The organism is Flavobacterium sp. Arc3, assembly GCF_041431375.1.
Taxonomy (GTDB): domain Bacteria; phylum Bacteroidota; class Bacteroidia; order Flavobacteriales; family Flavobacteriaceae; genus Flavobacterium.
In genome coordinates this window covers 153,582-175,794 of record NZ_JASMRI010000003.1, presented here as the reverse complement: position 1 = coordinate 175,794, position 22,213 = coordinate 153,582, and the positions used below count along the sequence as shown (strand labels likewise).

General features: G+C 34.1%; 17 protein-coding genes and 1 other RNA gene. 13 read left to right on the top strand and 5 right to left on the bottom strand.

The window, feature by feature from the left end:
* The first annotated feature begins 48 nt into the window (after positions 1 to 48).
* Together QO200_RS03390 and QO200_RS03385 are read left to right on the top strand one after the other, a co-directional pair.
* The gene (locus QO200_RS03390; protein WP_371536361.1) at positions 49 to 2,013 is read left to right on the top strand and encodes an aconitate hydratase; all 1,965 of its coding nucleotides are present in this window, start codon (positions 49 to 51) and stop codon (positions 2,011 to 2,013) included.
* Between the two features lie 126 nt (positions 2,014 to 2,139).
* The gene (locus tag QO200_RS03385; RefSeq protein WP_371536359.1) at positions 2,140 to 2,838 is read left to right on the top strand and encodes an energy transducer TonB; all 699 of its coding nucleotides are present in this window, start codon (positions 2,140 to 2,142) and stop codon (positions 2,836 to 2,838) included.
* A 72-nt stretch (positions 2,839 to 2,910) separates the two neighbouring features.
* Here the strand turns inward: QO200_RS03385 and QO200_RS03380 are convergent, their stop codons facing one another.
* Complete coding sequence (locus QO200_RS03380; RefSeq protein WP_371536357.1) at positions 2,911 to 3,822, bottom strand: phospholipase A; 912 nt, start codon at positions 3,820 to 3,822, stop codon at positions 2,911 to 2,913.
* A 185-nt stretch (positions 3,823 to 4,007) separates the two neighbouring features.
* Between QO200_RS03380 and lpxD the strand changes: the two genes are divergently transcribed.
* From lpxD to QO200_RS03350, 6 genes are all read left to right on the top strand, one after another.
* The gene (lpxD, locus tag QO200_RS03375) at positions 4,008 to 5,006 is read left to right on the top strand and encodes a UDP-3-O-(3-hydroxymyristoyl)glucosamine N-acyltransferase (RefSeq protein WP_371536355.1); all 999 of its coding nucleotides are present in this window, start codon (positions 4,008 to 4,010) and stop codon (positions 5,004 to 5,006) included.
* 153 nt (positions 5,007 to 5,159) lie between these two features.
* Positions 5,160 to 6,788 (top strand): acyl-CoA carboxylase subunit beta, encoded by a 1,629-nt coding sequence (locus tag QO200_RS03370; RefSeq protein WP_371536353.1) that lies wholly within the window; start codon positions 5,160 to 5,162, stop codon positions 6,786 to 6,788.
* 319 nt (positions 6,789 to 7,107) lie between these two features.
* Complete coding sequence (locus QO200_RS03365) at positions 7,108 to 8,379, top strand: hypothetical protein (protein WP_371536350.1); 1,272 nt, start codon at positions 7,108 to 7,110, stop codon at positions 8,377 to 8,379.
* Between the two features lie 208 nt (positions 8,380 to 8,587).
* Positions 8,588 to 9,103 carry an N-acetyltransferase family protein gene (locus QO200_RS03360; RefSeq protein ID WP_371536347.1) on the top strand — a complete coding sequence of 172 codons (516 nt, stop codon included), beginning with the start codon at positions 8,588 to 8,590 and terminating at the stop codon, positions 9,101 to 9,103.
* 81 nt (positions 9,104 to 9,184) lie between these two features.
* Positions 9,185 to 10,765 carry a S41 family peptidase gene (locus tag QO200_RS03355; RefSeq protein ID WP_371536344.1) on the top strand — a complete coding sequence of 527 codons (1,581 nt, stop codon included), beginning with the start codon at positions 9,185 to 9,187 and terminating at the stop codon, positions 10,763 to 10,765.
* A gap of 272 nt (positions 10,766 to 11,037) precedes the next feature.
* Entirely contained in the window at positions 11,038 to 11,664 is a 627-nt protein-coding gene (locus tag QO200_RS03350; RefSeq protein ID WP_371536341.1) for a hypothetical protein, read from the top strand.
* A 256-nt stretch (positions 11,665 to 11,920) separates the two neighbouring features.
* Here the strand turns inward: QO200_RS03350 and QO200_RS03345 are convergent, their stop codons facing one another.
* Both QO200_RS03345 and QO200_RS03340 read right to left on the bottom strand, forming a co-directional pair.
* Positions 11,921 to 12,967, bottom strand: coding sequence for an AMP-binding protein (locus QO200_RS03345; protein ID WP_371536338.1), 1,047 nt, complete (start codon positions 12,965 to 12,967; stop codon positions 11,921 to 11,923).
* A 15-nt stretch (positions 12,968 to 12,982) separates the two neighbouring features.
* On the bottom strand, positions 12,983 to 13,918 hold the full coding sequence (locus QO200_RS03340) for a lysostaphin resistance A-like protein (protein ID WP_371536335.1): 936 nt from the start codon (positions 13,916 to 13,918) through the stop codon (positions 12,983 to 12,985).
* 112 nt (positions 13,919 to 14,030) lie between these two features.
* On the opposite strand from QO200_RS03340, the gene arsC reads away from it, so the two are divergent.
* Together arsC and QO200_RS03330 are read left to right on the top strand one after the other, a co-directional pair.
* Positions 14,031 to 14,372 carry an arsenate reductase (glutaredoxin) gene (gene arsC / locus QO200_RS03335; protein ID WP_371536332.1) on the top strand — a complete coding sequence of 114 codons (342 nt, stop codon included), beginning with the start codon at positions 14,031 to 14,033 and terminating at the stop codon, positions 14,370 to 14,372.
* Between the two features lie 92 nt (positions 14,373 to 14,464).
* Complete coding sequence (locus tag QO200_RS03330) at positions 14,465 to 16,939, top strand: TonB-dependent receptor domain-containing protein (protein ID WP_371536329.1); 2,475 nt, start codon at positions 14,465 to 14,467, stop codon at positions 16,937 to 16,939.
* Positions 16,940 to 17,069: 130 nt separating this feature from the next.
* Here QO200_RS03330 and QO200_RS03325 read toward each other — a convergent pair whose 3' ends face one another.
* Positions 17,070 to 17,318: a hypothetical protein gene (locus tag QO200_RS03325; protein WP_371536499.1), complete on the bottom strand. Its 249-nt coding sequence runs from the start codon at positions 17,316 to 17,318 to the stop codon at positions 17,070 to 17,072.
* A gap of 175 nt (positions 17,319 to 17,493) precedes the next feature.
* Here QO200_RS03325 and fumC point away from each other — a divergent pair, with 175 nt between their 5' ends.
* Complete coding sequence (gene fumC / locus QO200_RS03320) at positions 17,494 to 18,891, top strand: class II fumarate hydratase (RefSeq protein WP_371536327.1); 1,398 nt, start codon at positions 17,494 to 17,496, stop codon at positions 18,889 to 18,891.
* 119 nt (positions 18,892 to 19,010) lie between these two features.
* Here the strand turns inward: fumC and QO200_RS03315 are convergent, their stop codons facing one another.
* Positions 19,011 to 20,213 (bottom strand): NAD(P)-dependent oxidoreductase, encoded by a 1,203-nt coding sequence (locus QO200_RS03315; protein WP_371536324.1) that lies wholly within the window; start codon positions 20,211 to 20,213, stop codon positions 19,011 to 19,013.
* A gap of 245 nt (positions 20,214 to 20,458) precedes the next feature.
* Here QO200_RS03315 and QO200_RS03310 point away from each other — a divergent pair, with 245 nt between their 5' ends.
* Together QO200_RS03310 and ssrA are read left to right on the top strand one after the other, a co-directional pair.
* Positions 20,459 to 21,655: a serine hydrolase domain-containing protein gene (locus QO200_RS03310; protein ID WP_371536323.1), complete on the top strand. Its 1,197-nt coding sequence runs from the start codon at positions 20,459 to 20,461 to the stop codon at positions 21,653 to 21,655.
* A gap of 94 nt (positions 21,656 to 21,749) precedes the next feature.
* Positions 21,750 to 22,146: a transfer-messenger RNA gene (ssrA, locus tag QO200_RS03305) on the top strand.
* Positions 22,147 to 22,213 lie beyond the last annotated feature (67 nt).

Genomic DNA, 22,213 nt, shown 5'->3' with positions numbered 1-22,213 from the left:
CAATACCTAGTATTTTTAATCATCTGAAAGCACATAAAAAACCAAAACATGTCCAAATTAAACGTAAGTCAAAAATTAATTCAGTCGCATCTTTTACATGGTGAAATGATTGCGGGTCAGGAAATTGGAGTCCGAATAGATCAGGCATTATTGCAAGATGCTACCGGAACATTGGTCCAATTAGAATTAGAAGCCATGGGGCTAAAAAAAGCCAAAATAGAAGTTGCGGTGCAATATGTGGATCACAACCTACTGCAAACTGATTCTAAAAATGCTGATGACCATTTATTTTTACTTTCGGCAGCACAAAAATTTGGCCTTTGGTATAGCCGTCCTGGAAATGGCGTAAGTCACCCGGTACATATGGAACGTTTTGGAAAACCTGGAAAAACACTTGTTGGATCTGATAGTCATTCTTGCGCTGCAGGATCTTTAGGAATGCTTGCCATCGGAACCGGTGGTTTAGATGTTGCCGCTGCTATTGCTGGTCAACCCTATTTTGTCAAAATGCCAAAAGTATTAGGTGTAAAACTCATGGGTAAATTACCAGATTGGGTTAGTGCGAAAGATGTTATTTTAGAAATGTTAAGACGCTATGATGTAAAAGGTGGCGTTGGAAAAATTATAGAATATTATGGTGAAGGGGTAAAAAATTTAAGTGTGATGGATCGACATGTTATTGCTAACATGGGTGCTGAACTAGGCGCTACAACCACTGTATTTCCTAGTGATGCTGAAACCAAACGGTTTTTAATTTCCCAAGAAAGGGAATCTGATTGGGCGGAATTAATTGCCGATTCAGAAGCAACTTATGATGAATACGCTGAAATTAATTTGGACGATTTAGTTCCTTTAATTGCCCTTCCTACGAGTCCCGGGAATGTTGTCCCTGTGAGCGAAGTTGCCGGTAAAACAATTGGACAGGTCGTTATAGGATCTTCAGCCAATCCAGGATTAAGAGATTTTTGGATTGCAGGAGCCATCGTAAAGGATAAAACGATTAACAGTGCTGTTTCTTTTGATGTCAATCCTACTTCAAGGCAAACGATTCAAAACATGCTGAAGAATTTTACTTTTGCTAATTTGATTACTGCCGGAGCACGGTTTCATCAATCGGGTTGTATGGGTTGTATAGGAATGGGACAAGCACCCGCTACCGATACAATAAGTTTAAGAACGATGCCACGAAATTTCCCAAGTCGATCTGGAACAGAAGATGATCAGGTTTATTTGTGCAGTCCTGAAACGGCTGCCGCATCTGCCCTAACGGGAAAGATAACCGACCCCAGAGATTTAGAAAAAATCTATGGCATGAAGTATCCTAAGTTTGAGAATCCTGAAATAGAAATCATCAATACCGATATGCTCGTGGCGCCATTAGAAGATGGATCAGGAGTTGAATTACATAAAGGACCAAATATCAAATCGATTCCTGAAATCGAAGCTTTACAGCAGGATTATCGAATTCCTGTCTTATTAAAAATGGGAGATAATGTTTCGACGGATGAAATTTTGAAAGCAGGAGCTGACGTACTGCCTTTAAGAAGTAATATTCCTGAAATCAGTAAATATTCGTATAGCGTGATTGACCCTAGTTTTTATGATCGAGCCATGAAGTCTAAAAAAGAATTTGGCGGACATATCGTTGTTGCGAAAGAAAATTACGCCCAAGGTTCCAGTCGGGAACATGCTGCTCTTGCTCCTAAATTTTTGGGACAAGTGGCTGTTATCGCTCAAAGCTATGCACGTATTGCTTGGCAAAATTTAGTCAATTTTGGGATTGTGCCTTTAGAATTCATAAACGCTTCTGATTACAACAAAATAGATCAGGGAGATTTAATTCGTTTTAAAAACCTCCGTGATGATGTCGTGAATAGAAATAATGTAATAGTAATAGTCGAAAAAGCGGACGGAAGCACTTTAGAATTTGAAACCAAACACAGTTTAAGTGATCGTCAAATTAATGTCCTTGCAAAAGGAGGAATTATAAATGATTTCAGAACGAAAATATAAATTTGTTGTAAGCAAATCATACCTATAATAAAACGAATCTTAAAAAAAATTATAATCCTACAGAAAAATTTATCTTTTTCTGTAGGATTTTTTTGTTATTTTTGAATATTAAATTAATCTTTTTTTATGAAAAAATCACTCGCCCTTCTTGTTTTATTATTGTCAGTTTCTTTTTACGGACAAAAAAAAATATATTACACTGAAGATTTTAAAGAATTGCGCTCAACTGAAGGGGCTACGTATTACAGCACTTATGAAGATACTAAAGAAGGCACTACCAGAACCACTTATTTTATAGATGGAACAAAACGTAATTATGATGAATTTTCAAATTTAAAAAAACGTATTAAAGATGGTAACTCTATAACTTGGTTCAAAAATGGAAATAAAGAAAAAGAGTTAATTTACAAAAAGGGGAAAATTGATGGTGTTTCAAATCTCTATTATGAAAACAGCCAAATCAAACGTAGTGAAAATTACAAAAATGGTGAGTTTATTGACGGGAAATGTTTTAATGAAAACGGAACTGAAATTACTTTTTTTCCTTATTACGTACAACCTGAATTCCCAGGAGGAATAAAAGAATTTTATAAATATGTAGCAAAGAATTTCAAAAGCCCTAATACCTCAAAAGGTATTATGAAAATTGAATTTGTTGTTGAAACAGATGGGACTTTAAAAGATATTAAAATGGTACAATGGATTAATCATGGCATGAGTACCGAAGCCTTAAGAGTTTTAAATAATAGTCCGTTATGGATTCCGGGAAAAATAGATGGTAAAGACGCCCGTGTTAAATACGGCATCCCAATTACGATTAATTAAAATTCAAATAAACAACTCTTAATGTTTAACTCATTTAATTTTAGCTCCTAAAATTAAATGAGTTATTTTTTTTTATAACCATTCAATTAAAGAAACTCCAACTCCCACAGTAGTTTGGAGATTGTTGTAATCAATCAGTGTTTCACCATAGCCGTGAGAAACTAGCAAATACCCCTTTAAATTATTTCTAATAGGGTATGACCATGAAAAGGCAGCATTCCCCCTTGATTTTGAATTAAAGTTGAGATTATGACTACCTACAAAAGATAAGATATTACCGTTTTTGGTATAGATTACATTCACATCTCCCCTACCTACGTAGTCTGCGATATCAGGATTGTCATCAATCGAAGCAGGCAAACGAAACCAAGGTCTCACTAACACAGTCAAATTGTTACGTTCAAATCCTGCATGCAGTATAATTCTGTTCCAGCTTCGGGAAAAAGGATCACTTTTACCATTAGATTCATGATTCAATGCAGCTCCCACCATTCTTGTTTTAAAACCAAACAACTTAAACTTCACAGGAAAATTTAAAATAAGTTCAGGCTCATAATTAACTTCTCTAAAGGGGCGAGAAAGTGCATTATTATATATTTGCCAATGCGATTTCTGAGTATATGCCACCCATAAATCACCATGTCCCCAGAAAATACTCTGCAAGACTTTAGTCTTAAAACTCAATTGAAATTTAGTCTCTACACTATTGTATTCAATACCTACAGGCGCTACGTAATCTGGATCTGTATTTCCAGATTCCGGCCGGTTATTAGGGTTATTCGACCACCGCGCAGGCAATACAAACATAGGTTTATAAGGAGTGATTAAAAAGGTACCTCTTACTGAAGTGGTATCAAGCTCCCATCTTTCCGTTAAATTTCGAAGTTGTGTTTTACTATTAAACAAGGCCTGAACCTGAGCATTTACGGTAAAACAAGAAAAAAGAAGCAGGAAAATAGAGAGTTTAATTTGAAAATATTTCATATTTTAGAATCAAAATTTAAGGTACAAAAATAGTAGTTTAGGATCTGATTACGTTATACTTTTATTGTAAAAAGTTATATAACTACTACTTTTGACGTTGTTAAAGTATTAGCAAACATTTGGAAATTTAAGTCTAAATCACTTTATTTGAGAATTGTACCATAACCCTTTCTATCACTAGCACTATGAAATCTTATACCGTCCAAGAAATAAATGAAGTCCTTAAAGGAGTCATTTCTGGAAGCACCTCACAAAAAATCACGGCACCTGAGCAACTAGAGGTTGCAACCGACTCTGAAATTTCATTTATTGGAAATAAAAAATACGAGAAACTTTGGTCATCATCTAAAGCTTGCGTTGCAGTTGTAAACGAGGACATTTCGATAGAACCGGGAGAAAACAGAGCTTTCATTAAAGTAAAAAATGCTGATTTAGCAATGTCTCAGGTTTTGGAACTTTTTGCTCATCCAATGCCCGTGTTTCATGTTGACATTCACCCAACGGCAGTAGTTGACAAATCAGCGACCATCGGAATTGGAACGAAAATAGGCGCTGGAAGTTATGTTGGGCCAAATGTAAAAATTGGAGAAAATGCAATCCTTTATCCTAATGTCACTATTCTAGATGAATGTACCATCGGTAAAAACACGGTATTATGGTCTGGAACAGTGGTTAGAGAGCGTTGTCACATTGGTAAAGATTGTATTATACACCCTAATGCAACTATTGGAGCAGATGGATTTGGATTTCGCCCTTGCCCTGAAAGAGGTTTGGTAAAAATACCCCAAATAGGAAATGTAACAATAGGTAATAATGTCGAAATTGGCGCCAACTCTTGCGTGGATCGTGGGAAATTCAGCTCTACGGTTCTAGGAGATGGTTGCAAAATCGATAATTTAGTTCAAATAGGTCACAACAGTAAATTGGGACGTTTTTGCATTATGGCAGGACACAGCGGATTAGCTGGTTCTGTAACTTTAGGAGATGGAGTAATTATTGGCGGAAGCGCCTCTATAAAAGACCATGCAACATTAGGTAGCGGAGCAATCGTAGGCGCTGGATCTGGCGTTACCTGTGATGTTCCTGCTGGTAAAACAGTGTTGGGTTATCCAGCAGTTGAGGCGCGTGATGCGCTGAAACAATGGGCTATTTTAAAACGATTAGTTAATGATTCCAAAAAATAAACAAGTAGATTTTATCATATTCATAAAAAAACAGGAGTTCGCTTCTGTTTTTTTTATTTTATCTCGAAATTAATTACAAAGTAACCAAAATAATAAATTTTATTTCGTTCGATTTTGTATTTTAGCATTAACTATTTATAACATTATTAAAACATGGATTTAAACTTCAATAAAAACGAAGATCACAATAAACTTTTATTGTCTCAATTAAAACAAAAAATTTCTAAAGTAAAATTAGGAGGAGGCGAAAAGAGGATTCAAAAACTGCATGGTGAAGGGAAAATGACAGCGCGAGAACGCATTGATTATTTACTTGATCCTAAAGCGAAGTCTATTGAAATTGGAGCTTTTGTTGGTGAAGGAATGTACGCGGATCATGGCGGATGTCCTTCTGGAGGTGTTGTAGTAAAAATTGGCTATATCGGCGGAAAACAATGTATTGTTGTCGCTAATGATGCCACTGTAAAAGCGGGTGCTTGGTTTCCTATTACCGCCAAGAAAAATCTTCGTGCACAAGAAATCGCAATGGAGAACCGCCTGCCAATCATCTATTTAGTAGATAGTGCTGGTGTTTATTTACCGCTTCAGGATGAAATTTTTCCAGACAAGGAGCATTTTGGACGTATTTTTAGAAATAACGCTCAAATGAGTAGTATGGGAATTACCCAAATTTCGGCGATAATGGGAAGTTGTGTTGCCGGAGGCGCGTATCTACCTATAATGAGTGATGAAGCCATCATCGTTGAAGGAACTGGTAGTATCTTCCTTGCAGGTAGTTATTTGGTAAAAGCAGCTATTGGAGAAAGTATCGATAATGAAACTTTAGGAGGTGCCACCACGCACTGTGAAATTTCAGGAGTGACAGATTATAAAGCCAAAGACGACAAAGACGCGCTTGACAAAATAAAAAATATAGTTGATAAAATTGGGGATTTTGATAAAGCAGGGTTCAGCCGAGTGAAACCAGCAAAACCAGCCTTAGATGAAAAAGAACTCTACGGTGTTTTACCAAAAGCCAGAAATGAACAATACGACATGATGGAGATCATCAACCGTCTTGTTGACAATTCAGAATTCGAACCTTATAAGGATGGCTACGGCCAAACCATAATTACAGGTTATGCCAGAATTGATGGTTGGGCAGTAGGAATTGTTGCTAATCAACGAAAAGTGGTAAAAACCAAAAAAGGGGAAATGCAGTTTGGAGGTGTTATCTATTCGGATAGTGCTGACAAAGCAACTCGTTTTATAGCCAATTGCAATCAGAAAAAAATACCTTTAGTTTTTGTTCAGGATGTTACCGGTTTTATGGTAGGATCTAAATCAGAACAAGGCGGAATCATAAAAGATGGTGCCAAAATGGTCAATGCAGTAAGCAACTCTGTAGTGCCTAAATTTACGGTAATTGTGGGGAATTCTTACGGTGCTGGAAATTATGCGATGTGTGGAAAAGCATACGACCCAAGGTTAATCTTTGCTTGGCCAAGTGCTGAACTTGCCGTTATGGGAGGAACACAAGCCGCAAAAGTACTGGCGCAAATCGAAGCTTCCTCATTAAAGAAAAGCGGTGAGGTCGTTGATGAAGCCAAAGAAAAAGCACTATTTGACAAAATAAAAGCAAGATACGACGAGCAGGTTTCTCCATATTATGCCGCTTCCAGACTGTGGACAGATGCTATTATTGATCCTCTGGACACTCGAACTTGGATATCTATGGGTATCGAAGCCGCGAATCACTCTCCAATAGAAAAACAATTTAACTTGGGTGTAATTCAGGTATAAAAAAACATTTTATATTTTTAGGAGCAGAACTACTTCGTTTTCAAAACAAGATTTCTCCCGCTATTCGCTGTATTCCCGCCAAAAAAGCGGGAGATGTCGCTACTATCGGGGCTATGTGATTACGGACTATTTTCAGAACCTACATATTTAAAAGAAAATAGACGCTCCATCTTTTATTGGAGCGTTCTTCTGTATATGTGAGAAAAGAATAACAATCAAGTAAAGTATTTTGTGTATTTCAATTTTAGAGTAGCTATACGAAGGTTCCTTTCGTAAAAAAAACATGTTAGTAATAATGTTAACCCAAAATCGTATATAATTGAAAAACAAAATTTTGAAAGGAATTAAATACTTTTTTATTCCTTTACTTTTATGTTTGCTTTACTCCTTCTCTGTAAAAACATACGACAACTACTCAGACAAAGAATATGTTCAATACTGGGAAGAAAATAAAAATTTGTTTGAGTCAGTTAGCCAGAATAAAACTTTAACCTTTAGAAACTTAGATGAGTATGTAAAGACAAACGATTTGTTCCTTTATGGCGAATTTCACGGAATAAAAGAAACGATAAAAATTGATTTTGAACTCATTGAGTATTTAAATAAGAATGCCGGAATGAAAATTCATTTGGCCGAGATCGATTTTAGTCAAGCTTATTTTTTAAATGAATATCTACAAACTGGAGACGAAAAACTTATTGATTACGTTTTAAACAGTTGGATAATCAATCATGGACACAATAATCTCGATTATAAAAACAAATGGATTCACATTCGTAAACTAAACGGTATAAATTCTAAAGATTCACAAATTAGAGTTTATGGAATTGATAAGGTTCAAAATATAAATATTACCAAGAATCACTTAAAAATTCTATTGTCTAAACTAAATCTTTCATCTGACATACCCCACGACGAGAATTTATTTTTAGAATGGGCAGAATATGAATTGCCAACACTGATTTCTTCAATAAATCTAAATTCCTCAACCATAGATTATGAGCGAGATATAGAGCATATAAGGAAAAATCTAGTTGACTATTCTAAAACAATGACAAGAGAAGATGTAATGTTTTTAAATTTCATTGACTTATACAAAAGATATAATTTTCAAGGACAAAAAATTTATGGGTGTTTTGGTGAAGCACACGTTTTACAAAAAGGAATGAATAAAAAAAATAATTTTGGAACACTTGTAAAAAATTTAAACTCACCTATCAAATCTAAAACGTATACTATTATATCACGGTATCTAGATAGCTATATGGATGCTCCATCAAAGTATTTACCCTTCTTTTTGAGAAGTAACAAAGAACACACAAAAACAGCCGTTTCTTGCGACAATCCTTTTTTTTTTTATCACTTCGGAATTTCCGATTTAAAAAAGATAACAAATGAAAATACTAATACATTTTTTGATATAAACAAACCAAAATCTCCTTATAAAAGTTCATTAAGAATAATTGAAAGCACAGGTTTATTAAGTCTAGTTTCGGGAATGAAAATTACAGATAAAAATACTTCAGCAACTGATTATGCACAAGGAGTAATTTTGATACGGAATTCTGATTGGGCTGAACCTTCGAAATAAAAAAACAAAATGAATGCTATAGTAATAATTACTTTATGTTTTTGTTCACTTGTAACAACTTTTAGAGCAATTTATCTTATTCTTACAAAAGAATTTAGAGGCTCTAAATCGAGCTGGATTCTTATTGTTATGATTGCTTTCGTTGGTCCTGTTCTATGGATTTTAAAAGGTAAAAAATTAGTTTCATCAACAAAAACCTCTCTTACTAATGACTCATCACTTTAGAAAAGCTACAACTTCAGAAATCCCTCAAATATGGGGCATTTTACAAAAGGCAATCGCACGCAGAAAAGAAGACGGCAGCAATCAATGGCAGGACGGTTATCCTAATCCGGACGTAATAGAAAATGACATTGATAAAAATGCCGGATATGTTTTGACCGAAGGAGATAGCATCCTTGGCTATTGTGCGTTATTAATCAATGACGAACCCAAATATCAAAAAATAGAAGGAAAATGGCTTACGAATGATGATTTTGTAGTATTTCATCGTGTAGCTATTTCGGAAAAACATTTAGGGAAAGGTTTAGCAAAAAAACTAATGAACTTAATAGCAGATTTTGCAATAAGCAACAACATCTATAGCCTTAAAGCAGATACTAATTATGACAACTTTGCCATGATGGCAATTTTTGAAAAATTAGGTTATAGCTATTGTGGCGAAGTGTATTTTAGAGGAAGCCCTAGAAAAGCATATGAGAAAGTACTACCAAAAACGAATTAGGATAAATTCAAGCAGACACGCAAAATTGCCGTTTCTTTGCATAATAGAACAACAAAAGACCGCAACCCTTTTTTAAAAACCATGAGAAAAATAATCCTATTCGTTTTTATTCTCCTATTTTTCGTCCAATGTAGTTCTGTAAAAAAACACAATAACCATTTAATGGCGCTGATACCAGTAGATCAGTTGAAATCGGATGTCGATTTTACGTATACGAAATTAAAAAATTTACATCCCAATCTTTATTGGTACATCAGTAAATCAGCTTTGGATTTTAAATTCGATAGTATAAAATCAACTATCACTCAACCTATTACTCCTCTTGCTTTTTATAAAAAACTAAGCCCTGTTGTAGCTGCAGTTAGACAAGGTCACACCTATCTCTATCCTGCTTCAAAACGAATGACGAAAAAGGAAACAAAAGCACTTGTAAAAAAAGGAATAGGCCCATTTTCTCAATTTGACTTTGATTTTTTTGACAACAAGTTGTATGTCGTAAACAATAGGTCCTATGACAAAAAAATACAATTAGGTTCTGAAGTGATTGCCGTAAATGGCACAAAACCATTGGATTTAATTCAGGAATACAACCGCTACTATAGCTCAGACGGTTACAATACCACTTTAAAAACCGCTACTTCAGGCAAACGCTTTACTTCTTATTTTACGGTAGAAAATGGCATTAAAGACAGCTTAACTTATACTTTAAAATACAACGACAGCGTTCAATTCATTACCATTAGACGTTACAAAGAAGATTCGATTAAAAAACAGGAACCAAAAGTTCGAAAAAGAGTGAGCAGCCTTGATAGAGCAAAATCAAGAGAAACCAGAAGAAAGAAAAGAGTAAATGGGTATAATCCAGATTTAAAAAATTACAACAGAAATCTGCATTTCATGGAAAAAGACAGTAGTGTCGCCATCATGAAAATTAGAAGTTTCAACAAAGGAGATTTCAGACCTTTTTACAAAGAAAGCTTTCGCAAAATTGACAACTATAAATCCAAAACCTTAATTCTGGATTTAAGAGACAATGGCGGTGGACGATTAAATGAAATTGTTGATTTATACTCTTATCTAGCCGACTCTACTTTTGTCTTTTTAGACAAGTCTGAGATAGTTTCCAGATCAAGTCTAATGGAAGGCGCTTATTTTAATGGCGGTTCCTTTAGCTTAAAAGTACTAAAAGCGATATACGCTCCGCTGCTCTACTCTTACTTGCTATTGACAGTTCATAAAGACGACACTGGCAAAAACTGGTACGCCACACATACAAGAGATCATAAATTGAATGCAAATCGCGTTCAGGGAAGAATTTATGTTCTGATAAACGGAGGGAGCTTTTCGGCTTCAAGCCTTATTTCTTCCAACCTAAAAAGTTCTAAAAGAGTAACTTTTGTAGGAGACGAAACGGGAGGAGCTTTTAATGGAACCGTAGCTGGATTTACTCCTGTCTTAAAATTACCCAATTCAAAATTAAAAATCAGAATCGGGATAATGATGATGGCTCCTCATCACAAAACTAAAATTAAAGGTCATGGCATTTTTCCAGACAAGGAAATCAGTTCTACCCTTGAAGATCGCCTGAAAGAAAATGACCCCGAACTCAACTGGATTTTAAAGGACATAAAAAAAGAGTTCTTAAAAAGCGATTCACAATAAAATAGTACTGATATTCGACCAAACCACTTCTTTTATAGTTGAAAGGCTAAAATACTACACACCTTCTTCAAATAAAATTCAAAAAATATTATTTTACAAGCTAAATTAACCCCCTGTTTACAAGTTGATTACAATAATATTTTCTATCTTTATGTACCTCAGTCTACCTTTTAAAGCACAAATTCTATTTTTGCTTTAGCCAATTTCATACTTTATTTTATGCAATACTAAAATCATAAGTGATTAATTTATTGAACTTCTAATATATAAAAATGAAAAAGTCAGCACTTTTATCCGTAATTACAATCCTACTATTTACACATTTAGCTGTTGCACAACAATTAGAGCATCAAACAGCAGTTCCTGATTATTCTAAAACATTGCTACTAGAGGGTGGATTAAACTTATCTCTTCCCGTTCATATCCAAATGTATCGTACTCATAGAGTTGGCGTTGGTATCAACATACGAGCTTCAAAGAAAATTTCTCCAAAAACAGAACTAGGTATTAGGGGAGAATATGATTATAGATTTGTAAGAAACATAGGATCAGACACTACTGGCACGGCTGAAGGAAGAGCTTTGCACAAAAATTTTAGCCTATTTGCTCTTAAACCAAACGTGCAATTTAGTTTTGGGCGAAATTGGTTCTTGGGTGCTGAAACAGGCGTGGGTTTTGCTATTTCAGATGAAAATAATAGAATTGGTCTTGGCTTTATATCCGAATATAATGGTGAAGCGCAGTTTGGCTCTTGCTCTGGAATATATCTTGGAAAATATTTTATTACTGGAACGAACGATCGAAAATTAGGCATATCGCTAAACCTAACCAACTTTATAGCTAAAGGTCATGCCGAAAACACACTCGGCTTGAAATTTAATTACTGTTTCTTGAAATAAGTTTCAAGAACAAAATAAGGAAAAATGCTATCGTAAAATAAGATCATTGTGATTCAAAGTTTAGAAAAAGCTATGTCTATATTTACGCACGTAGAAAAAATTGATACGATTAAAATTTCAACACAGATTAAATCATTTTAATGATAGGTAGAAAAAATGTAGAAACTAGAAAAACAAAAGACTTTAACTGGTTTTTTGACAAATAAAAAAGCATCATGAGTAGTACTCATAATGCTTTTTTTTATCAGAAATAAATTTAGATACTTTCTAACATTTCTTGTCTTTTTATTTTTCCGTTTTCTGTCTCGAAGAATTTATCAATATAAAAAACTTCTTTTGGCTTTTCATACTTATCCAATGAACTGTAAACATCCTCATCTAAAGGCAACTTTTCCCCTTCGATAACTAAAACTAGTTTTTCTCCTAAAATGGCATCTGCAATTCCACCCACAAAAAATCGGGAATGAATTCCATGTGATAATTTTTCTTCGATTTGCTCCGGAATCAATTTAATTCCACCGCTATTAACTACGTTGTCGATTCTCCCTAAAAGAATAAATTGATGGTCATTTATCAATTCTACTAAATCATTAGTGACAATAATTTCATCAGAAATTTTTGGCGCATCAATTACTAGACAATTTTTATCATTTTGTGAAATTTTAATGTTAGGTAAGATTGAAAAAGCCTTCTCTCCTACTTTTTTGGCAGCAATATGTGTTACGGTTTCAGTCATACCATAAGTTTCATACACTTCTGTCTTTCCTTTCAAAAGTTTTTTCTCCAGCGCCTTACTCATTTTTGCACCACCAACGATCAGTTTTTTTACATCTTTCAATCCTGCCAATGAATTTTCAGCTTGTAAAGGAACCATGGCTGCAAAATCATATTTAGTTTCATTCTTTGTTAATGGATGTGAACTTGGTGCTATAAAATCTACATCTAAACCCAGAATAAAACTACGAACCAGCATCATTTTTCCAGCAATATATTTAGTAGGCAAACAATACAATGCTTTATCTCCAGGACTTAATTGAAAAAAATCACCCGTAGCCAAGGCAGAATTTACCATCATTTGCTTGTTTGTTCGAATCATTTTAGGAGTACCTGTAGTTCCAGAAGTTTGTAAATCTATATAGGGTTTATCATCAAACCAATCCAATAAAAAATCACCTATCGACTTCTCAAATTCATCTCCTTCTTTTATTAAACAGTAAGACACTCTGCATAAATCTTGTTTATCCATTTGAAATCCATTCAATTTAAAATGATTGTGTACGTTTTTATAAGTTACTTCTTTCATTGTTAGGTTGTTATTTTAAATAGTGTTGCTTTCTTGTGTTTTTATTTTTCCAGTCAATTTTTCTTTCCAACCAGTCCACTGGTATTTCTTACTAAAGATATATAAAAGTATTGGGTAAATAACAATCACAGGTAATATTACGTCCAGTCCAGCTTCAGGTTCTGAAATATCTTTAAATATAGAATGTGTTTGAAAAGCAGACCAATCTGAAGTAACTAATAAAGCGCTCACTAGATTATTAGCCGCATGAAATCCTAAGGCCAGCTCCATTCCTTCATCCATCAATGTCAGTACACCTAAAAATAGTCCAGTTCCTATATAATATATAAAAATGACATTTCCCATTTTTGAAACCTCTGGATTAGAAAGATGCATCGCACCAAAAATAACTGAAGTCATTATTAAAGGAAACCATTTATTCTTCGACAGATTTGCGAAACCCTGCATTAAATACCCTCTAAAAACGTATTCTTCAGTACTAGTCTGTATCGGAATTAAAAGTACCCCGATAACGACTAATATCGCAAAAGGGACGGGTTTAAAATTCAATACAAAATCACCTGGATTCGTATAGTAAAAAAGTAAAGTTGAAATAATCGTAAAAGCAGACCATAAAGAAAAAGAGAAAAACACCCTTTTCCAATCTATTTTAGGCCTTGATGTTGTCACGGAACGCATCGTTTGTTTATGTACATAACGCACTACAAAATAGATACCAACCATGGTAAAAACAAATGAAATCAGAATGAGAAATAAAGTAAAATTGGGATCAAAAAATTGCATCAATTCTTTATTACCGCTCGGATAAGGTACTCCTTTTGTAACTGTTTCATAAATAATTGCCAACAGCAACGGAACCTGACCAACAAAGGAACACGTAATTATTATAACTGAACCAATTAAATATTTCCAAAATTTATTCTCTGAATTTACTCCTTGTTCTATAAACATGTATTATTTTAATTTAATTATATATGACTAGTTAGACGATCAAAGTTTACTTTTGTTCCCTCGAAACTACTTTATTTATTTTAATTTTCATTAACAAAGAAAAAACAATAAGATGATACAAATATACCATAATCCCCGTTGCGGAAAATCAAGAAACTGTCTCGCCTTTATAGAAGAGACAGAAAAAGAATATGAAATTATAAAATATCTAGACAACCCTCCTACCCTCAAAGAGCTAGAAGCACTGCTGAAAAAACTAAACCTTAAACCATTAGATTTAGTACGACAAAAAGAGAAAATTTGGATAGAAAACTTTAAAAATAAAGAAATGACAGAAGAAGAAATCTTAAAAGTGATGGTCGAAAACCCCATTCTTATAGAGCGCCCTATTGTGATAAATGGAGACAAAGCGATCATAGGCAGAGACTTAGATAAAATGGCCGATTTCCTATAATTAAGACATCGCTTTTTTTAACAGATTTTTGTGATTTGCACATTAAACCATATCAAAAAATTGTAGTCAAATTTGCATAACTAAAATTAGTAATGATGCAGCACTCTTTAAAAACCTTTTTTACTCTCACTTTATTTCTAACCTTTTTAATGAGTTTTGCTCAGCAAGGAGGTCCAATGGTAGAAAGAATTAAAATAACAGGAACTGTTATTGAAAAACTAAGCAAACAACCTCTTGAATATGCAACAGTTACCTTTATCAACTCTAAAAATGCTAAGGTTGTAGCTGGAGGTATTACAAATCCAAAAGGAGAATTCAATATTGATGTAAATCCAGGCATGTATACCATTAAAATTGAATTCATTTCATTCAAATCAATTGAATTAAAAGATAAAGCACTTAAAGCAAGTAGTGATTTAGGTACAATCGCATTAAGTGAAGATGCTGCTCAATTAAATGAAGTAGTTATTCGTGCAGAGAAATCTACTGTTGAGATTAAACTTGATAAGAAGGTCTACAATGTAGGTCAAGACATGTTGGTTAAAGGAGGAACAGTAAGTGATGTTTTAGAAAACGTTCCTTCAGTTACTGTAGATGTTGAAGGAAACGTAAGTTTAAGAGGAAGCGACAATGTTCGTATTTTCATTGATGGTCGTCCTTCAAATGCATTAAATATGGCCGAAGCTTTGCGTCAGATTCCCGCAGATGCTATTGATAAAGTAGAAGTAATCACTAATCCATCTGCTCGTTATGATGCTGAAGGTGGTGCTGGAATTTTAAATATCATCCTTAAAAAAGGAAAAAATCAAGGTTTTAATGGTTCATTCATTGCTTCAGTCGGAATTCCTGAAACCTATGGTTTAAGTGCAAACTTAAATTACAAAACTGAAAAGTTGAACTTCTTTACCTCAACAGGATATAGTTACAGAACAAATGAAGGAGCGGGATTAACTAATTCGCAATATTTCAATACTGACGGTTCTACTAGTAAATACATTGACGAAGAACGCGATACAAAAAGAACCCGAGACGGAATTAACACAAAAACTGGTGTAGAATGGTCAATCACTCCTACTACTTTTTGGACCAACTCTATAAGTTACAGAGAAAATGGTGGTAAGAATAAAGATTTAGTTAGCTATAATGCTTTTGATAGCAATAGAGCTTTCACTTCGACAAGCTACCGTTTAAATGATGGTAATGACGAAGGTAACGACTTTGAATACTCATCTAACTTAATTAAAAACTTCAATGATGAAGGGCACAAGTTAACGGTTGATGGATCGTATTCTAAAAGTAATGATAAAGATGATTCTACTATCAATGGAGTAAACACTACTTTTCCTGATCTATCTACCTACAGTACAACATTCAACAAAGAAGTTCAAAAACAATTTCAATTTCAAGCAGATTATGTTTTACCTATTGGTGAAGGAAGTCAGTTTGAGGCAGGATACAAAGGGAATTTCAATAACTTGAATAAAGAATATGATATCTTCTCTAGTGAAAATGGAAATAATGTTGGTAACTTTTTATCTAATACATTAGAATACAAAGAAAAAATTAATGCCCTTTATACCCAATATGGTTTCAAAGTAAATAAATTTTCTTACCTATTCGGTTTACGTTGGGAAGACACTAACATCGATGTGAACTTATTGGACACAAAAGAATACAACAATAAAAAATACAATAAGTTTTTTCCAAGTGCTTTTGTTAATTACGAAATTTCGGACCAAAGTAGTATCTCTTTGAGCTACAGTAAACGTTTATCTAGACCAAGAGGACGCTTTTTAGACCCTACTCCAAATATTTCAAGTAACATCAACATCTTTAGAGGTAACCCTGATTTAAATCCTTCTTTGACTGATAAATTTGATGTTGGTTATATCAAACGTTGGAATAAAGTTACTTTCAATACCTCTATGTATTTTGAAAACACAACAGATGTATTTTCATTTGTACGTTATGAAAGTGGTGAATTTGTAGATGGTACTCCAGTAATTCTTAGTACACCTATCAACATTGGAAAAGAGCAAAAATTTGGATTTGAGTTTACTTTAAATTACTCTCCAATAAAAAAATGGAAAATAAACAGCAGCTTCAACTTGTATAACACAAAAACAACAGGTGATTTTGTGTACACTAATTCACAAGACATTGTAATCACTGAAAATCTTGACAACAAAGCCTTTTCTTGGTTTTCTCGTGTGAACTCCCGTCTAACATTGCCTTACAACATTGAATGGCAAGCAAGTGGAATGTACTTTGGACCTAGTAACACAGCACAAGGTAAAAGTTTAGGTCAATATATGATCAATACTGCATTTAGCAAAGACATCTTAAAAGACAAAGCGACAATCGCTTTTAACGTAAGTGACATATTCAATTCGAGAAAAATGAAATCCGAAACTAATCTGTCTACTGTAAGTAACTATAGTGAGTTTCAGTGGAGAAAAAGACAATTCAATTTGTCATTCACCTACCGTTTAAATAAAAAGAAAACAGATAGAGATAAAAATGTGCCAAAAAACAACGAAGAAGAAGGTGGTGGGTTTCCTGGATAATAAATGATTTAATTGGTTAATTAATTCGATAAGTACGGGTTCGTTTCAATACGGGCCCGTATTTTTTTTCAAAAAAAGGCATAAAAAAAAGGACTCGTACAAACGGGTCCTATTTTATGAGTCAATCAAACTAAACTGATTGTTCTTTCTTTGCTTTTCTTTTCTCTTTATATGCTTCCCAAGTTGCGCCACCTACCCAATAGGATACGAAACTAACTAGAAAAAACATTAACCAAAATCCCATTGTTAGGATGGTTAAAAAAAGTAAAAAACCTAAGTACTGTGAAAATTCAAACATGTTTTCCGGAATTTTTGAATGTAAGTACAAATGTATGTTTATTATTTTTTCTTCGCAATAAAAATCCAATTCAATTTTCATAAAAAAGTATTTATCCGTATTTTTGAGCTGAATTTAAGGAGCTATTCCCGCTATCCGTTACAATCTTATATGCCAAACAATGGCATATAAGGATTTTCACTGCTATCGGGGCTAGCACATCAGGTTCATTTCCACAAATTAAATGTTAAACTAACACATACAAATCAACAATAAAATGAAATTCAGAATAGAAAAAGACACCATGGGTGAAGTGCAGGTTCCAGCTGATAAATACTGGGGAGCACAAACAGAACGTTCTAGAAACAATTTTAAAATAGGCCCATCAGCTTCTATGCCTAAAGAAATCATAGAAGGTTTTGCATATCTAAAAAAAGCAGCTGCATATGCTAACTGCGATTTAGGTGTTTTGCCTGTTGAAAAACGTGATGCTATCGCAGCTGTTTGCGACGAAATTCTGGCTGGCAAATTAGAGGATCAATTTCCATTAGTAATTTGGCAAACGGGTTCAGGTACGCAAAGTAACATGAACGTAAATGAAGTAGTTGCAAACCGCGCTCAAGTTCTTAAAGGATTTGAAATTGGCGAAGGCGAACAATTCATTAAAGCTAATGATGATGTCAACAAATCACAATCTTCAAACGATACTTTCCCAACAGGGATGCACATTGCAGCTTACAAAGCAGTTGTAGAAGTTACTATTCCCGGTGTTGAAAAATTAAGAGACACACTACACGCAAAAGCAACCGAATTCAAAAACGTAGTAAAAATAGGTCGTACCCATCTTATGGATGCTACCCCACTTACAGTAGGTCAAGAACTTTCTGGTTATGTAGCGCAATTGAATTATGGTCTAAAAGCAGTAAAAAACACCTTAGCTCACTTATCAGAAGTAGCATTAGGAGGAACTGCAGTTGGTACAGGACTAAACACTCCAGCTGGCTATGACGTAACAGTTGCAAAATACATTGCTGAATTTACAGGACATCCTTTTGTAACTGCCGAAAATAAGTTTGAAGCACTTGCTGCTCACGATGCGATTGTAGAATCACATGGTGCCTTAAAACAATTGGCTGTTTCATTAAATAAAATAGCTAATGACATTCGTATGTTGGCATCAGGACCACGTTCAGGAATTGGTGAATTAATCATTCCAGAAAACGAACCAGGTTCATCTATCATGCCAGGAAAAGTGAACCCTACACAATGTGAGGCTTTGACGATGGTTTGTGCTCAGGTAATAGGTAACGATGTAGCAATCACTGTTGGAGGGATGCAAGGGCATTATGAATTGAATGTTTTCAAACCAGTAATGGCAGCAAACTTTTTACAATCAGCACGTCTATTAGGTGATGCTTGTATGTCATTTGACGAACATTGTGCTCAAGGTATTGAACCAAACTACAAGCGTATTAAAGAATTGGTTGACAATTCATTGATGTTGGTTACCGCTTTAAATACTAAAATTGGATATTACAAATCGGCAGAAATCGCTCAAACTGCTCATAAAAACGGAACAACTCTTAAAGAAGAGGCTGTTCGTTTAGGGTACGTTACTCCAGAAGATTTTGATGCTTGGGTAAAACCAGAAGATATGGTTGGAAGTCTTAAATAGTTCTAATTGCAGTCATAAATTCAAAACCCTGCAATGTAACATTGCAGGGTTTTTTAATTTAATTTTATCTGTAAGCTAAAAGTATTGGAAGAAATGACCAGCCACTCTTAATTCAGAATCTATTTACCGTCTACATAATCCTGTAAATAGCTGAATCTTGGGGTCAATTTTCCTTTTTCAGTCATTTTGGCTCTAGCCAAAATCCCATCTTTATCATTATTAAAAAAGGCAGGAATAACATATTCCATAAACATTGTTCCAAAACCTTCGCTGGCATCCTTCGGCAATTCACAAGGTAAATTATCTACTGCCATAACTACAATCGCAGCAGGATGAAAAACATCTACTTCTTTATGTTCAGAAGGTAAATAACCATAAAATGGTTCCGCAATTGTGGATGATCTTAGCGTACATGCAACTGGGCCATTAATGTCACAAGACACATCCCCTACTACTTTTATTTTACAATCTTTTGATTGCAGTATGTCTTTGGTAATAATATTTGGCGCATCATTTCCATGAAAATGCCCTGTAATAACAATATCCGAAACTTTAGCAAATCGCTCAAAATTACTAACGTATTCTGTTGGATTTTGATAGAAATCATTGCAGTCTAAAACTTGCCCGTCTATCCTTTTATTATAATCTAACACTTCAATCTGTGTGTAAACAGGCTGCGCATAATTTTTAGATAAATAGTTTTCAATGGAAACCTCCTTAATCTTCATAGCATCCAGAATCTCCTTGACACCGCCACCTACTTTTCCTGTTCCCGTAATTACAAATTTTAACGGAGGCAAAACCAGTCTTTTCAAATGATTGATCAACTCCTCTTTTCCAGATAACGTTTCCGCTTTTGCTAATTTAAATAATCCAAACTTTAAACCGAAAGCACGAATCGTATTATAAGCACCTACAATTCCAGCATACCTACCAAAACCAATTAACCTACGGTTATTCTCGTTAACTATCGTTTCGTGATCATACAAATCAATGTTTTTTTCAAGAATAGCCTGTAGCAATTCTCTATTGTATGGCTGCTTTTTGATCGTATGTGAAAAAAAGAAATAAGACTTCTCAGGAATTAAATAATCCATTGGAACTTCTTTAACACCAAATAAAACAGCACAATCATTAATGTCATCAGCAACTTCTATTCCCAAGTCTTTATATTGCGCATCGGTAAAAATTCTAATGTCTGAACTCTCCACTTTGATGGTAGCCTCCTGATAAAGTTCCTTTAAACGCAGTAATTCATTAGGTGAGAAAACAACTCTTCTGTCTGGCGGACTTTTTCTTTCTTTTATAATTCCGAATTTCATATATATTTAAGGCTTTCGTTTTGACTTATTCTAATTTCGTAAAATCTAATTGTTACAAATATAACACTTTAAACTAAAATTGTTTGATTTTTATAAATTAAATAATCCTTCCATGTATTAAAAGCTGAAGCCCAAAACGATAGTAATAAATAGAAAAAAACTTTAATAAAATACTGTTAAGGTTTAAAAAAAACAATAACAACAAAGTTTGATTCTATATATTTGCGTTTCAACTCCACCATATAATGATCTTTATAAAAAAAGCAAATATACTACAAATACTCATGCTGACATTGGTTTTGAGTTCCTGTAAACAAAAGAATGAATCGACCAAAGTATTAGACCAAACAACTAAAACTAAAAAAGCTGAATTAATAAAAAAAGGCCCAAAACTTTCAGAAAGCTATATAGCTTCTAAGAAAACTTCAATCACTCATTTTTATAATAAAAACTGGCCCCATAATAGTCTCAACGGAGGCTTTCTGGTAGCTAAAAACGGGCAAATCATTTTTGAAAAATATGAAGGCTTAGCAAATAACAAAACTAAGGAGGCGATGAGTAGCACTACTGCACTCCATATTGCATCCGTCAGTAAAGTAATTACCGCAACCGCAGTCTTAAAATTAATAAATCAAAAAAAATTAAGTTTAGATCAAAAGGTAAATACCATCTTAAAAGAATTTCCATATCCTGACGTAACCATAAAAACGCTCTTAACCCATAGATCAGGGATGCGTAATTATGCCTATTTCACAGAAAAAAAAGGAATTTGGGACCGACATAAAACACTTACGAATCAAGATATTTTGACCATTATGGCGACAAAAGGGATTGATTTAGAATTTAAAACAGATACCCGCTTTAGTTATTGCAATACTAATTATGCCATGTTGGCATTAGTTATTGAAAAAGTGACTGGACTTCCTTATAAAACGGCAATGGAGCAAATTATCTTCAAACCTTTAGGAATGAACGACACCTATGTATTTGATTATGAAAAAGACAAAGAAACAGCTACTCCATCGTACAGAGGTAATTTTTCTAAAGTAAATTTAGATTATTTGGACGGTATATACGGTGATAAAAATATTTACTCTACACCCCGAGATTTATTAAAATTTGACATGGGGAGAAATTCTCCTGAATTCTTTCCCGCAAAACTTTTGGAAAAAGCCTTTATTGGGTATAGCAACGAACATAAAGGAAAAAATAATTATGGCCTAGGAATACGAATGATTAACTGGCCAACAGGACAGAATTTTTATTTTCATAACGGCTGGTGGCATGGTAACACTTCTGCCTATATTACCTTACCAAAGGAAAAAGTGACTATTATTGCGTTATCAAACAAATTCAGTCGTATGACTTATAAAGTACGAAATCTCTCCGCACTTTTTGGTGATTATCCTTTCAAATTAGATGATAACGGAAAAGAGGAATGATATTTGATGTTTAATATTGTGAATGCAAATGGCAGATTTCAGTTAAAATAGAATACCTTTGCACTTTCAAATTAATCCTTTGAATAATAAAAAAGGGGTCGACTGGTTTTGACAGCAAGTCGAATTGAAAAGTAAGCACGTGGAGAACTGGGACAATTCTCGTTAATAAAAGGTTCCAAAACACATACACGGCGAAGGAAACTACGCTCTTGCTGCATAATCTGAATTATAGTAAGATTAGCCTCGTCCCTATCAGATAGGGAAGCAGGATTTACCTCGAAAGCTTTGGTTTATAGCGGTCGATTAAGGTGAATCGTAAATTTAAACCTAGATTTCCATAAGCTTCGGGTGGACTTCGAAATAAAGGAGATAAGTATTGAGTGGCTGTTCCTGGCCTGGCTCACTATCGAAAATTCAATCAGGAAATAAACGTGTAGAAAGCCTTTTAGTTGCTTGTTTGGACCCGAGTTCGATTCTCGGCGACTCCACAATAACCTTTGTAAACGCAGTGTTTACAAAGGTTATTTTTTTTTAAGGGCCATAATGAGGGCATAGTTT